The 14916-nt window shown below is 63.7% G+C and carries 11 protein-coding genes; 10 read left to right on the top strand and 1 reads right to left on the bottom strand.

What is annotated here, in order from left to right; translation table 11 throughout:
- Window positions 1-3: 3 nt before the first annotated feature.
- Window positions 4-675 (top strand): TetR/AcrR family transcriptional regulator, encoded by a 672-nt coding sequence (locus ACZ5IQ_RS10910; protein WP_070943288.1) that lies wholly within the window; start codon window positions 4-6, stop codon window positions 673-675.
- A 36-nt stretch (window positions 676-711) separates the two neighbouring features.
- Here the strand turns inward: ACZ5IQ_RS10910 and ACZ5IQ_RS10905 are convergent, their stop codons facing one another.
- Window positions 712-1335, bottom strand: coding sequence for a TetR/AcrR family transcriptional regulator (locus tag ACZ5IQ_RS10905; protein WP_464481245.1), 624 nt, complete (start codon window positions 1333-1335; stop codon window positions 712-714).
- A 540-nt stretch (window positions 1336-1875) separates the two neighbouring features.
- Here ACZ5IQ_RS10905 and ACZ5IQ_RS10900 point away from each other — a divergent pair.
- The 9 genes from ACZ5IQ_RS10900 (at window position 1876) to tkt (ending at window position 14877) form a co-directional block, all read left to right on the top strand.
- Window positions 1876-3114, top strand: a complete 1239-nt coding sequence (locus tag ACZ5IQ_RS10900) for a bifunctional alpha/beta hydrolase/OsmC family protein (protein WP_464481244.1) — start codon at window positions 1876-1878, stop codon at window positions 3112-3114.
- 1 nt (window position 3115) lies between these two features.
- The gene (locus ACZ5IQ_RS10895) at window positions 3116-4558 is read left to right on the top strand and encodes a dihydrolipoyl dehydrogenase family protein (protein WP_464481243.1); all 1443 of its coding nucleotides are present in this window, start codon (window positions 3116-3118) and stop codon (window positions 4556-4558) included.
- Window positions 4555-4731, top strand: coding sequence for a hypothetical protein (locus tag ACZ5IQ_RS10890; RefSeq protein WP_464481242.1), 177 nt, complete (start codon window positions 4555-4557; stop codon window positions 4729-4731). The genes ACZ5IQ_RS10895 and ACZ5IQ_RS10890 overlap by 4 nt, the downstream gene beginning before the upstream one ends.
- 256 nt (window positions 4732-4987) lie before the next feature.
- Window positions 4988-5209 (top strand): hypothetical protein, encoded by a 222-nt coding sequence (locus ACZ5IQ_RS10885; protein ID WP_464481241.1) that lies wholly within the window; start codon window positions 4988-4990, stop codon window positions 5207-5209.
- Between the two features lie 773 nt (window positions 5210-5982).
- Window positions 5983-6594: an acid phosphatase gene (locus tag ACZ5IQ_RS10880; protein ID WP_464481240.1), complete on the top strand. Its 612-nt coding sequence runs from the start codon at window positions 5983-5985 to the stop codon at window positions 6592-6594.
- A gap of 1027 nt (window positions 6595-7621) precedes the next feature.
- On the top strand, window positions 7622-9568 hold the full coding sequence (locus ACZ5IQ_RS10875) for a glycoside hydrolase family 15 protein (RefSeq protein WP_464481239.1): 1947 nt from the start codon (window positions 7622-7624) through the stop codon (window positions 9566-9568).
- Window positions 9569-10030: 462 nt separating this feature from the next.
- Window positions 10031-11641 carry a glucose-6-phosphate isomerase gene (gene pgi / locus ACZ5IQ_RS10870; protein WP_464481457.1) on the top strand — a complete coding sequence of 537 codons (1611 nt, stop codon included), beginning with the start codon at window positions 10031-10033 and terminating at the stop codon, window positions 11639-11641.
- Window positions 11642-11670: 29 nt separating this feature from the next.
- A complete protein-coding gene (gene gnd / locus ACZ5IQ_RS10865) occupies window positions 11671-12684 on the top strand; it encodes a phosphogluconate dehydrogenase (NAD(+)-dependent, decarboxylating) (RefSeq protein WP_198530390.1) in 1014 nt (337 codons plus the stop codon).
- A 99-nt stretch (window positions 12685-12783) separates the two neighbouring features.
- Window positions 12784-14877: a transketolase gene (gene tkt / locus ACZ5IQ_RS10860; RefSeq protein WP_464481238.1), complete on the top strand. Its 2094-nt coding sequence runs from the start codon at window positions 12784-12786 to the stop codon at window positions 14875-14877.
- Window positions 14878-14916: the final 39 nt, after the last annotated feature.

Below are 14916 nucleotides of genomic sequence, written 5' to 3'. Positions count from 1 at the left end.
CAGATGGCAGCAACGCGGGCGCCCGAGAAGGCGGCAAGGGGCGAGAGCCCAAAGCCGTCGCTGTCCCCGCGAGGGCTGCGCAGCCGTGCAGCTATCGTCGACGCAGCCGCGACCATGATGCGTCAAAGTGGTGTGGCGTCGACCAGCCTCGATGACGTTCTGGCGGCCGCGGGCTGCGGTAAGTCGCAGCTGTACCACTACTTCGACGACAGGGCCGACCTCATTCGGGCGGTCATCGACCGCCAGGTCGAACTCATCTTGACCGCCCAACCGGCGATTCATCACGCCAACTCCTGGGCCGGTCTGAAGCGGTGGGCTGATCAGGTGGTGGAGAGCCATCGTGTCCTTGATGGGCCGTTCGCCTGCCCGCTCGGGACGATGGCCGCTGAATTGAAGAACGATCCCGCATATCTTCCACACCTGGACGCCGCCTTCCGGCGATGGGAGGAGCCGCTGGCGCGCGGCCTGGAAGTCATGCGCGAGAGGGGTCAGCTGGCACGGCAATCAGATCCTGAGAGATTGGCCCAATCACTGGTCGCCGCCGTACAGGGCGGATTGATGATGGCCCAAATACACGCCGATGGAACAGTTTTCGAGGACGCAGTGGAGAACGCATTACAGTCCTTGCGTCGCAGAGCAACACCGCGGCGGCGGACGGTCGCGGCGAAGGGCTGACACGCCGCGCTGCGGCCCGGTTGACGAGACGCCGGCTTAAACCTGGTAGCGCCGCAGTGCCGCCAGCGCATCATCGAGCACGTCGCGCATGATCTCGATCCGGCCGTGGACTGACGCCAATAGGTATCCGCCCTGCAGGGCCGCGAGAAGGCTGGCGGCGAGGCGGTCGGGATTGGCGTCGGCGTCGAGCTCGCCGCGCTGCTGAATCCGGCGGAGGCCGGCCGCCAGATGTCCCTCCCAGGTGCGGAATGCAGCAGCCAGCGCAGGTCGGTATTCCGGGGCGCTTCGCAATTCGGTCGCCAAGGTCCCGAGGGGACACGCGAACGGACCGTCCTCAGCCGATTGTGCGTCCACCACCTGTGACGCCCACGTTTCGAGCCCGTCCCACGACATGATCGCGTCGGCGGCATCATGGCCGGCAAGGACTAGGGTGAGTTCCCGGTCTATGACCGCTTGGACGAGTTCCGCTTTGTCGCGAAAATGGCGGTGAAGCTCTTTGGCCTCTGCACCGGAGGCGTCGGCGACGTCACCGATCGACGTCGCGGCGACGCCGCGGTGGTGCATCATCGAGGCGGCCGCATTGACGATCGCCGCACGTACGTGCCGGTGATGCGGTGGGACCGACGTGCTGGCGGCGGGTGGGGTCGATGATTCGTTCATCGGAACTCTCCATTCATCATTCATGCGGAACCTCGCCAACCACGGAGCTGTGACGGCGGCTCGGCTCCACGGGCGCCGCACGATTGATCAGACGTAGGTGAGTGCCGGGCTGGGCGGCATCCGTTACACAACTCGGTCGAACCGCCTTCCCAGCGGCCCCGAGCTGATCGGTCGACTGTTGACAGCCCGTGCCAACTAACGATCCGACCGGCGCCGCAGGCTTGAGGAGTGGCTCCATACTGGTCTACCGAAAAGTGTTTCAGCAGTGTGCCATCAGGTCAGCCAGGTATGGGCCGAGTACCCGGACTCGGCCAAGGAATACGGCACCGACGTACGTGGACCTTCTCAACCCAGCGAGCCAGCCGAATACGACGCGAGGGTGAGCGTCATAAGGTGTACCCTCCAGTACATAACAAAGGTACGGTTGCCCCAATCCTGAAACAGGCAAGGGTTACTCCCCGGCGAAGTATCGGCGGACTGTAGGCACAATGTCCTGTGTAGTACAGTTCATCCGCAATCGTTGCATGCCTAGGGAGGCGCATGAGCACCTCAACCAAAATGGTCTTCCGTGGCAGTAGCGGAGAGTTAGCCGGCAAGCTAGAGATGCCGATCGGCGCCCCGAAAGCCTGGGCTCTGTTCGCGCACTGCTTCACCTGCGGCAAGGACAACGTTGCAGCAGGCCGGATCTCGCGTGCGCTGGCGCGTCAGGGTATCGCGGTACTGCGATTCGACTTCACCGGTTTGGGAGAGTCCGAAGGCGACTTCGCGGCGACCAGCTTCAGTTCCAACGTCGAGGACTTGGTCTGCGCCGCCGAACATCTCCGAGACCGGTTCAGTGCCCCAGCGGTGCTGATCGGGCATTCGCTGGGCGGAGCGGCAGTGTTGGCAGCCGCACCGCAGATCCCCGACGTTCGCGGAGTCGTCACCATCGGTGCACCGGCTGACCCCTTCCACGTCATCGGATTGCTGGGCGACATGACACCCGTCGTCGAAGAGGGCGAAGCCACGGTGTCGCTTGGGGGTCGACTGTTTCAGGTGCGTCGCCAATTTCTCGACGACATCGCGATGCAACCTCAGTGCGAGCGGATCTCCGCTCTCGATGCCGCGCTGCTGGTCATGCATTCCCCGAGCGACGAAGTGGTGTCTGTGAACAACGCGCGGATCATCTTCGACACTGCGCGGCATCCGAAGTCGTTCATTGCGCTCGACGGCGCCGATCACCTTCTCGGCAATCGAGCTGACGCTGACTACGCGGCGAACGTCCTTGCCGCCTGGTCGAGTAAGTACGTAACGGCTTACACGACGACCGCCGATCTGAACGCCGATGACGCGGCTGAGGATGCGGTGCGAGTCGCTGAGAGCGGACCCGGCAGACTCACCCAGCAGATCAGTGCGCGCCGGCATCGGCTGACGGCAGACGAACCGCACCCCGTCGGCGACGACGCCGGCCCGACGCCGTACGACTTGCTCCTGGCCGCGCTCGGCGCCTGTACGTCGATGACGGTGCGGATGTACGCCGATCGGAAGCAGTGGCCGCTCGAAGGCATCGTCGTCGATTCGCACCACTCCCGCATCCACGCCGAGGATTGCGCCGAATGCGAGACCGCCACGGGGATGATCGACCGAATCGAACGCGACATCACCCTCATCGGCCCGCTCGACGCTGACCAACGCGCCAAGCTGCTCGCCATCGCCGACCGATGCCCGGTGCATCGCACCCTGCGTTCCGAAGTGTCCATTCATACCGCTGAAGCACGAGCAGACGAAGACAAAGGCTGACATGACTCAAGATTCAGAATTCGACGTAGTGGTCATCGGCGGTGGCCCCGGCGGCTCCTCGGCGGCGCAATACCTCGTATCCGAAGGGCTCGAGGTGGCACTCGTGGAGGAACGCCTCATCGGCGGCGAGTGCCACTACTGGGCTTGCAATCCGACCAAGGCGCTTCTGCGTCCGATCGAGGTGCTGGCCCTGGCGAAGGCTGTTCCCGGCGTACGGGAAGCCGTGGGGTTGGGCCAGCTCGACGCCGCCGCCGTCTTCGCCAAGCGCGATGTCATCGTCGACCATCTCAACGATGGGGGCGTGACCGCTGAGCTGCAGCAGAGTGGCCTCACGGTAATCCACGCCCACGGCCGACTCGGCGGCCCCCGTGAGGTCACTGTCACCCACCCCGACAACCGCGAGGAAACCGTCCGAGCGCGTCAGGCGGTCGTGCTCGCCACCGGTACCCGCCCCACCATCCCGGACGTCCCGGGACTCGCTGAGGCGCGCCCCTGGACCAACCGCGATCTCGCGAACATGACGCACGTGCCACCACGAACCCTGATCCTCGGCGGCGGCGTCGTCGGTGTCGAGTTCGCCACCATACTGGCCGGCCTGGGCTCCAAAGTCACCCTGCTCGCACGCGGCGACACCTTGCTGCGCAACTCCGAGACCGTCGCCAGCGAGATGGTGACCGAGTCGTTGCGGCGCAAAGGCGTAGACCTTCGCTTCCAAGCTCAGCTTTCGAGCGTGACCCGACCCGTAGCGGGCGGCACCGTCAGTGCCACCGTCGGCGACCAGGACATCAAGGTCGACGAGATCGTCGTAGCCGCCGGACGGATCGTCAACACCGATGACCTTGGCTTGGAAACCGTTGGGTTGCGTCCCGGGGAGTTTGTAGCCGTGGACGACCATTTGCACGCACTCGGAGTGGACGACACCTGGCTGTACGCGATGGGCGACACCACCGGGCGCGCACTCTTATCGCACCTGTCGCAATACCACGCAGTCGTCGTCGCCGACATCATCGCCGCCCGCGCGCGAGGCCGCCAACTCGGCGCCGACGAACTCATCGCACGCGACCCACACAACCTTCCCCAGGTCGTCTACACCGACCCCCAGGTCGTCGAAGTGGGCCGCACTGAAAACCAAGCGCGCGCAGACGGCTTCGCGGTCACGACGACCGTCGCGCGTTACCCGGAAGCCGTACCCGACCTCGCCATCTTCCGCGACGGCTTCGACGCCTGGGCGAAACTGGTCATCGACGCCGACACCGATACCCTGCTCGGCGCAACCTTCGTCGGACCCGAGTTCGCCGAACTCGCCCAAGCGGCCACACTCGCTGTCGTCGCCAAAGTGCCGATCGAGACACTCCGCCACGTCGTTGCGCCACACCCGTCGGTCAACCAGGTATGGAACCCCCTTCTTGCCCGACGACGGTCCGGTTCACATGGTCCGGCGTGAACGCGAAGCACCTGATGGAAAGCGGATTCGGTAACCGTCGCGGCGACAGCGACTCACGGTTGCTGCCGGGCCAGACGCTCGTCGACGACTGGCCGGCCCTGACGGCCGGCCTGACCCCGATATCGGGGCGCCCGATCTTGTTCGACCCGACGCAAAACGACGGATCGTTTTGAGAGCCGAGCCGGAGCACCAGAGCCACTTGATCACCTACCCAACGGCTACACGTGCGACTTTATGCGCCCGCATTGGGTTCTCCCGAGGCGATTGAGGGGGAGGCACCGGCCTAGCGGCGGCAGATGCGTCGCGTGCGCGGCTTCGACTGCGCAATCGACACGAAATACTCAGGCGAACGGAACCTTCGGGGACAGACTGTACGGACGTAAAGCACGAGGACGCGGTGCGGCTGATAAAGGGAAGAGACGAGATTCAATGAAGATAGTAAACGGATTGGTCGGCATCGTTGCTGGCACACTGTTCGCTGCCGTGGTCGGTTTTGCTGGACCAGCACAGGCTGACGATCGCGGTGTCGGTAACAGTGGACGCGACAGAGACTCGAACTATTACGGCCGTGACCGCAGCAACAACCCGTGGATCAACCAATTGGTTCCGACGGTGAAGGTCCCACAGGTTGATACGCGTGTGCGCAACTGATCAGCAGATTCATCCTGGGGTCGCCTACACTGCGCGTGCCGCCGTCGTGTAGCCAACTCAACCGAGTTAACCGGCGGCGGTTGAGATAGTAATGAAACGTTCCTCTTCACGCTCAGCACGCGCGGCCACGCACTAGATCATCAGCCGGGCCACCTCGGCAGGGTCGCGACGCGACTATGGATTGCTCCGAATCACTGGCCTGAGTTGTGGCGCAACATAATCGGCTAGAGTCCGCCCCCAGCAGATACCTGCTGGCCACCGAAACATTCTAGAAACCAACCCCCGCACCTCACCTGGGTCGGCCGATGGGTCGAGGCTCGGGTAAAAGATAGCCCTCATGTTGCTCAAACCGTACCGGGCAGTACACTTTGATGCGTGCCTGCGTTTGAATATGCCAGACCCTCAGTGAGATTCGTCGAACCGCACTGGGGCGGCACGGTGAATATCGACTTGGCGGTGAAGGGGCGCGATCGACGCGGGCCAGTATTTCCGACACACCGACGTAGTCGACGCCCAGGCTCTGGACGTTCCGCGCCTTCACGGAGCGACCGCGATGCGTGGCTTAGTCGTCACCGAGATCCGCAACGCAGCGACGATGCACTCGAATCACGTTCCGCTAGTTCATCTGCAACATGCCACTCTGAGCACAAATGTCGGAGGCGGCTGCTCACTCGCATGTCACGACCCGCTGACGGAGGTCCGCTGACACGACATCATCGTGTAACGAAAGCCCAATTCGCGCGTACGAGTGAACCGCACACCGGAGTCGTGGCGTGACCATCGAACGGCACCGATTGTTCCTACTGCGCCACGGCGAGACCGAGTGGTCGGCCAACGGGCGGCACACCGGGACCACCGACCTCGAACTCACCGACGTCGGCCGAGACCAGGCTCGGCTGGCCACCGAAGCGCTCGCCGCTCTACAGCTGACGGACCCGCTGGTACTTAGCAGCCCAAGACGTCGGGCGCTAGTAACCGCTGAGCTGGCGGGGTTGACAGTCAGCAAGGTCACCCCCCTTCTCGCCGAGTGGGACTACGGCGATTACGAGGGGCTGACCACGCCGCAGATCCGCGAGACCGTTTCCGGCTGGACGGTGTGGACGCATGGCAGCCCCGGCGGGGAAAGCGTCTCCGACGTAACGGTGCGCGCCGACCGCGCCGTCGCACTGGCCCTGTCGCACATCGGCTCCCGCGATATCGTGTTCGTCGGCCACGGTCACTTTTCCCGCTCGATACTGATGCGGTGGATGGAGATGCCAGTCAGCGATGGGATTCGCGTGTCGATGGCTCCCGCGTCGATCGCGGTGTGCGGTTTCGAGCACGGCATGCGCCAGATCGCAGCCCTGGGGCTGACTGGTCACCCGAATCCGTGTCTGCCGGAGTGACGGGCGCGGGCGTGCAAGCGTCGAGATGATCTCGCCAGCCGGAACTATCAACCCCCGAACCCTGCCTGTCTACGGCTACGACCTGTTCGCATCCTGCCGGCCCGGCCAATGTGCTGTCGATGACCGGACAGGAGAATTGACGATAGGGAGCAGCATCCCGCTATCGCAATTGTACGTTTTCCGAGAATTCTCACTTGCACAGCATTTGGGCGACGGCTTCTGTCATGCGGAGGCGCACAACCGCAACAAAGTTGATAGTGCACGACGACACACGTCGGTTCGGTCGCGGCCCGGGACCATATCCGCGAGCGTACAGCCGCCCACCGCCCCAATCCGGTTTCCCCGCAGAACGGCGTCTGCCAGTGGGCGCATCCGTCGATGCCCCTCGACCGAGCCATCGAGTCGCTACGAATCCTGTAATGCGGCGACGAGGACATCGGTTCGCATGATAAGTCCGCACGACGTACTGTACTGTTCAGTACAGCCCGCGAACGTACTGCGTGGTACGGTTTGGCTGCATTGGCATCAATCTTGAATGTGCTACCGCCACAAACTTCATCGCTAGATCGGGACTTGTTGTCACAGTGCTTGATTGGAGGCAGTTTGGTGAGCATCAGAAGCGTCACACGGTGACGCGCATGCTCAGCCCGGCCCCATCGAGCATTTGCTGGACGCGGCCATACAAGCCGCATGACCTCTCGTCGACTCTTTGGAGGACCCTGAACCGACGCCCTGCTGGTCAGCCTGCGTGTCCACCGTCTGTTGCCCTTCACCACCCCGGGTGTCGGTGAGTCGGCCGTCGCGTTCCATTTCGGCGGCGGTCTGGGAAAGTTTCGTTTCAAAGCCATTGCGCCGCTGGTTCTTCCTTCTGGTGACCCGCCAAATTGAGACAGGTCGGGTCGCATTCCTCAGACCGATAGAGTCAAATTGCCTACAGTCGTTAGGATTCGATGACCACGCTCGATGAGCCTGATATCTCTTGACCCGGCTAAAAAGCGCGACGGACACAGGGGTCGACCCATCGCAGATGCTGGACACCAATACGGTTCCTGAAATCGCTACAGTTTCTAGCCGAAATCCGTTCCCGCCCATCGCCGACTACGCCTTCCTGTCGGACTGCGAGACCACGTGTCTGATCTCATCCACCGGGTCGGTGGAATGGCTGTGCGTGCCTAGACCGGACTCACCTAGCGTATTCGGCGCACTCCTTGACCGATCTGCCGGCCATTTCAGGGTCGGCCCCAAAGGGGTATCGGTTCCGGCTGCACGCCGCTATCTGCCGGGCAGCCTCATCCTGGAAACCACCTGGCAGACCCACACAGGATGGCTCATCGTGCGCGACGCGCTGGTGATGGGTCCCTGGCATGACGTGGGCTCGCGGTCACCCACCCACCGCCGCACCCCGATGGACTGGGACGCCGAGCACACCCTGCTGCGCACCGTGCGATGCGTCAGCGGCACCGTCGACCTGGTGGTGAACTGCGCACCGTCATTCGACTACCACCGGGTCGGTGCCCGCTGGGAATACTGCGGGCCCGCTTACGGCGAGGCAATCGCTTCGGCCCAAGACGATCCCGACACGCACCCGAGGCTCAGGCTCACGACCAATCTGCGGTTGGGTATTGAGGGCCGCGAAGCCCACGCGCGTACCCGAATGAAAGAGGGCGACAACGTGTTTGTCGCATTGTCCTGGTCGGAACCGCCGCCCCCGCCAGGTTATGAGCAAGCCGCCGACAAAATGTGGAAGACCGGCGACATGTGGCGGGAATGGATCAATTCGGGGAACTTTCCGGATCACCCATGGCGGACATATCTACAACGCAGCGCGCTGACGCTGAAAGGGCTGACGTACGCCCCCACAGGCGCGCTGCTGGCGGCGAGCACCACGTCATTACCAGAAACGCCACGCGGCGAACGCAATTGGGACTATCGCTACGCGTGGGTGCGCGATTCGACGTTCGCGCTGTGGGGTCTGTACACGCTGGGCCTGGACCGGGAGGCGGACGACTTCTTCTCGTTCATCGCCGAGGTGTCCTGCGCGAACGGCGATGAACACCGTCCCTTGCAAGTGATGTACGGCGTCGGCGGGGAGCGGGCACTGGTCGAGGATGAGCTCACTCATCTGACGGGATATGACGGGGCTCGCCCGGTGCGGGTCGGCAACGGCGCCTACAACCAGGACCAGCATGACATCTGGGGCACGATCCTCGACTCGGTGTATCTGCATGCCAAGTCACGCGATGACATACCAGAAACATTGTGGCTCATGCTCATACAACAGGTCGAGGAGGCAATAAAGCACTGGCGCGACCCGGACCGCGGCATCTGGGAAGTCCGCGGCGAACCCCAGCACTTCACGTCGTCGAAGATCATGTGCTGGGTCGCGCTGGACCGTGGGGCGAAACTGGCCGAGATTCGCGGTGAACAGGCCTACGTGCAGAAATGGCGCCCGATCGCCGAGGAAATCCGGGCCGACGTCTTGAAGAACGGCGTCGATTCCCGAGGTGTGCTCGTTCAGCGCTACGGCTCCGACGCGCTGGACGCGGCGCTGCTGCTGGCCGTGCTGCTCCGCTTCCTGCCCGCCGACGACCCGAGGATGCGTGCCACCGTGCTGGCGATCGCCGATGAGCTCACCGAAGACGGCCTGGTGCTGCGCTACCGCGTCGAGGAGACCGACGATGGATTGCACGGTGAGGAAGGCGCATTCGTCATCTGCTCGTTCTGGTTGGTCTCGGCGCTGGTGGAGATTGGTGAGATCACCCGCGCCAGGCAGCTGTGTGAACGGCTGCTGTCGTTTGCCAGTCCGCTCAACCTCTACGCCGAGGAGATCCAGCCGCGCACCGGCCGGCATCTGGGCAACTTCCCCCAAGCGTTCACGCACCTGGCATTGATCAACGCCGTAGTGCACGTCATCCGGTCCCAAGAAGCATCAGACAGCGCCGGAGTATTCCTCCCCGCCGCCGCACCGACCTAGACGACTCATCACCACCGCCGGGCCGACCACGCTACAGACCACGGAGTGAAGAAAAGAGACCAATGAGCACCCCAGGTGAACACGGACCCCAACGGACCACTCCTCGAGCTCGCTCAGTGGTTGATCTGGTAGGTGTTAACACTTCTGTTGGTGCACAGTCTAATTCATGTGGACCCGACGTTGATACCGTCATGATCAACATGATTCGGGCGTCGCGCAGCCATCCTGAATGCCGACGACAAAGGGCGTGGAGGCCGACTTCCATGCCCCCGCCACTGTCTACGACAGTTTCGCCTTCGAGCATTACCGCCCGCGGCGACCAGCCCCTGCGGGCGTGGGACACGACGTTCGAGGGCCACCGCAAGGCCTTCCCCGACCTGACCCGTGAGGAACTGCACGCCGACGAGCCACCGACCCACCGACGCCGACCCACGAAGAGGACTTCATATGCCAGATTCACCGTTGCGTGTTCGCCCCGCTTATGCCGCTCTCGCCGAACACCACGCCAGGATCGGGAACCGCCATCTACGTGACCTGTTCGCCGACGACCCCGATCGCGGCGAATGGTTCAACGCCGAGGCGGCTGGGCTCTATCTGGACTATTCCAAGAACCGCATCACCGATGAAACCGTCGATCTTCTAGTGGAGTTGGCCCAGCAGTGCGGTCTCGAGGAGCGTCGCGACTCGATGTTCGCCGGGATGCCGATCAACGTGTCCGAGAACCGTGCGGTTCTGCATGTGGCACTGCGTATGCCGAAAGACGCCGCGTTGATCGTCGACGGGGTCGACGTGGTCGCCCAGGTGCACGACGTCTTGGACCGGATGGCCGAGTTCGCCACGAAGATCCGCTCGGGTGACTGGAAAGGCCATACCGGCAAACCGATTCGCAACATCGTCAACATCGGCATCGGTGGTTCCGACCTGGGCCCGGTGATGGCCTACGAGGCGCTGCGCCACTACACCGAGCGCAATCTGACATTCCGGTTCGTCTCCAACGTGGACTCGACGGACTTCGCGGAAGCCACCAGGGACCTGTCGGCAGAAGAGACGCTGTTCATCGTGTCGTCAAAGACGTTCACGACCCTGGAAACCCTGACTAATGCCACCTCGGCGAGGGATTGGGTGCTCGGCCAGCTGGGCGACGAGTCCGCGATCGCCAAGCACTTCGTGGCCGTCTCGACGAACGCCGAGCGAGTGTCGCAGTTCGGGATCGACACCGCGAACATGTTCGGCTTCTGGGACTGGGTCGGGGGTCGGTATTCGATGGATTCGGCCATCGGCCTGTCCACGATGGTGGCACTCGGGCCTGATCAGTTCAACGAAATGTTGGCCGGTTTGCACGCGATGGACGAACACTTCCGCACCACGCCGCTGCCTCGAAACCTCCCTGTGCTCATGGGCCTGCTCACTGTGTGGTACGTGGAATTCTTTGGGGCCTCTGCGGTCGGCGTGATGCCGTACGACCAGTACCTCAAGCGTTTTCCCGCGTATCTGCAGCAGCTGACGATGGAGTCCAACGGCAAGCACGTCACCCTCGATGGCACGGTTGTGGACTTCCAGACCGGCCCGCTGTACTGGGGTGAGCCTGGCACTAACGGCCAGCACAGCTTTTACCAGCTGATCCACCAGGGAACTTCGCTGATACCGGTTGACCTCATCGGCTTCGCGCAGGGCCTCAACCCCCTGGGCGACCACCACGACATCTTGTCGTCGAATGTCTTCGCCCAGGCCCAGGCACTCGCCTTCGGTAAAACCGCGGGGGAGGTTCGCGCGGAAGGGACTCCCGAGGCGGTGGTGCCGCACCGGGTCATGGAGGGAAACCGTCCGACCAATGTGCTGCTGGCGCAGGTGTTGACCCCCCACATCCTCGGCGCACTGGTGGCGCTCTACGAGCACAGCGTGTTCACGCAGGGAACCATCTGGGGCATCAACTCTTTCGACCAATGGGGCGTCGAGCTAGGCAAGGCACTGGCCGTGGCGATCCTGCCGGGGTTGCAGAGCGATGCCGAACCCGAACTCGACCACGACTCGTCGACCAACAAGCTGATCCGGCGCTACCGATCACTCAAGTGAGAAAGAAGAACATGGCAACTGGCACCTCAATGCAGCTGGGTATGGTCGGGCTAGGCCGGATGGGCTCCAACCTCGTTCGGCGCCTGATCCGCGACGGGCACCGCTGCGTTGTCTACGACGTCAACCCCGACGCGGTCGAGAAGCTCGAGACAGACGACGGGGCGACCGGGGCCGCATCACTGGCGGACCTCGTCGAGAAGCTGGAACAGCCCCGGACAGTGTGGCTGATGCTGCCAGCGGCCATCGTCGACTCGACCCTCGACGACCTCGTCCCCCTGTTGGAGCCCGGTGACACGGTCATCGACGGCGGCAACTCCTACTATCGCGACGACATCACCCGGGCCAAGCAGCTGGTGACCCAGGCCATTCACTACGTGGACTGCGGCACCAGCGGCGGGGTGTGGGGACTCGATCGCGGCTACTGCTTGATGATCGGCGGGGAATCCGAAGTCGTGAACCGACTCGACCCAATCTTCAAGACGATCGCCCCCGGCGCCGGATCCGCCGAGCCGACCTTGGGCCGTGACAGCCGCGCCGGCACCGCCGCCGACGGGTACCTGCACTGCGGGCCAAGTGGGGCAGGGCATTTCGTGAAGATGGTCCACAATGGGGTCGAATACGGAATGATGGCCGCGATCGCCGAGGGCCTCAGCATCATCAAGCACGCCGACGCCGGCAAGGCAACCCAAGCCGTGAACGCGGAGACCACCCCGCTGCGCGACCCGTGGGCCTATCAATACGACATCGACATCGCCGAGGTGGCCGAGGTCTGGCGGCGCGGATCGGTGGTCGGATCATGGCTGGTCGACCTGGTCGCCAACGCGCTGGCCCGCTCACCCGAACTCGACGAATTCAGCGGGCGGGTATCCGACTCCGGCGAAGGCCGGTGGACGGTCCTCGCCGCAGTGGACGAGGGTGTTCCGGCTCCTGTCATCACGACCTCACTCTTCGAGCGATTCGAGTCCCGACAACTCGGCAACTTCACCGACAAGATCGTGTCAGCCATGCGCAGCGAATTCGGCGGCCATGCCGAACAGAAGTAGATCCACCCACCAGTCCGTCGCACACGCGACACATCCATCTGGAGACCGCATTGTGAAAGTCAATCGGGGACAAATGATTTGCCATCGAGGAGTGAGCTTGTGACCACAGTGGAAGAGATCTCGGCCCTCACCGAACCGCACCATCCCGAAGACTGGGCCGACGTCGACTCAGTCGCCGTCGACACGGTGCGCGTGCTGGCGGCAGACGCGGTTCAGAAGGTCGGCAACGGCCACCCCGGCACTGCAATGAGCTTGGCGCCGTTGGCGTACACGCTGTTCCAGCGGCAAATGCGGCACGACCCGTCCGACGTCCACTGGCTCGGCCGCGACCGGTTCATCCTGTCCTGCGGCCACAGCAGCCTCACGCTGTACATCCAGCTCTACCTCGGCGGATTCGGGCTCGAGCTCGAAGACATCGAGTCGTTGCGGACCTGGAAGTCGAAGACTCCCGGTCACCCGGAGTTCCGGCACACCAAGGGCGTCGAGATCACCACCGGCCCGCTCGGCCAGGGCCTGGCGTCGGCGGTCGGGATGGCGATGGCGGCCCGCTACGAGCGGGGCCTGTTCGATCCCGACGCCGCCCCCGGCACCAGCCCGTTCGACCACTTCGTCTACGTGATCGCCTCCGACGGCGACATGGAAGAAGGCGTCACCAGCGAGGCGTCGTCGCTGGCGGGCACCCAGGAGCTCGGCAATCTGATCGTGTTCTACGACCACAATCAGATCTCGATCGAGCATGACACCAATATCGCGCTGTCCGAGGATGTTCCGGCCCGCTACCGGGCTTACGGCTGGCATGTCCAAGAGGTTCAGGGCGGCGAGAACGTCACCGGCATCGAGGAAGCCATCGAAGCGGCGAAAGCCGTCACCGACAAGCCGTCGTTCATCTCGGTGCGCACGATCATCGGCTATCCCGCCCCCACCAAGATGAACACCGGCGGTGTGCACGGCTCGGCTCTCGGCGACGAGGAAGTGGCCGCCACCAAGGAGATCCTCGGTTTCGACCCGGAGAAGACCTTCGAGGTGCGCGACGAGGTCATCGAGCACACCCGCAAGCTGGTGGACCGGGGCCGGGAAGCCCACGAGAAGTGGCAGCCGGAATTCGACGCCTGGGCCGAGCGTGAGCCCGAGCGCAAGAAGCTGCTCGACCGCCTGCTCGCCGGGGAGTTGCCCGACGGCTGGGACGTCGACGTGACCTACTGGGAACCCGAATCCAAGGCGCTGGCCACCCGCGCGGCGTTCGGTCAGGTGCTCAACGACGTGGCGTCGAAACTGCCCGAATTGTGGGGCGGCTCGGCCGACCTGGCGGGCAGCAACAACACCACCATCGAGGGCGTGAAATCGTTTGGCCCTCGGTCAATTTCGACCAAGGACTACACCGCCGACCCGTACGGCCGGGTGCTGCACTTCGGCATCCGCGAGCACGCGATGGGTTCGATCCTGTCGGGCATCGTGTTGCACGGACCGACCCGCGCGTTTGGTGGAACTTTCTTGCAGTTCTCCGACTACATGCGCGGCGCGGTCCGGCTGGCGTCGCTTATGGACATCAACACCATCTACATCTGGACGCACGACTCCATCGGGCTCGGTGAGGACGGTCCCACCCATCAGCCGGTCGAACACCTGGCCGCGCTGCGCGCAATTCCGAACCTGTCCGTGGTGCGTCCCGGCGATGCCAACGAAACCGCGTACGCCTGGCGCAACATCATTGCGCGGGGCAACGGCAGCGGGCCAGCTGGCTTCATCTTGACCCGGCAGGGGATCCCGGTGCTGGAAGGAACGAATTACGAGGGTGTCAGCAAGGGCGGATACGTCCTCGGTGGCGGCAATCCGGCCGACGACGCCGACGTGATCATCATCGGGACCGGTTCGGAGCTGCAGTTGGCGGTGGAGGCGAAGAAGTTGTTGGCGGAGAAAAACATCACCGCCTACGTCGTCTCCATGCCGTGCGTCGAGTGGTTCGAGAGCCAGCCTAAGGAGTACCGCGACAGCGTGCTACCTCCCCAGGTGTCGGCCCGTGTCGCGGTCGAAGCGGCAGTGGCGATGAGCTGGCACAAGCTGGTCGGCGGCTCTGGCGAGATCGTGTCGATCGAGCACTACGGCGAATCCGCCGACGACAAGACCCTGTTCCGAGAATTCGGGTTCACCCCCGAAGCCGTCGCCGCCGCCGCGGAACGCTCGATCGCCAACTAGTTCTGACCGACCACCAGCTGACACTGATAACCAGAGGAT

The organism is Mycobacterium toneyamaense, assembly GCF_055384815.1.
Note: the sequence above shows the minus strand (reverse complement) of the source record. Positions and strands in the feature narration are given on the sequence as shown.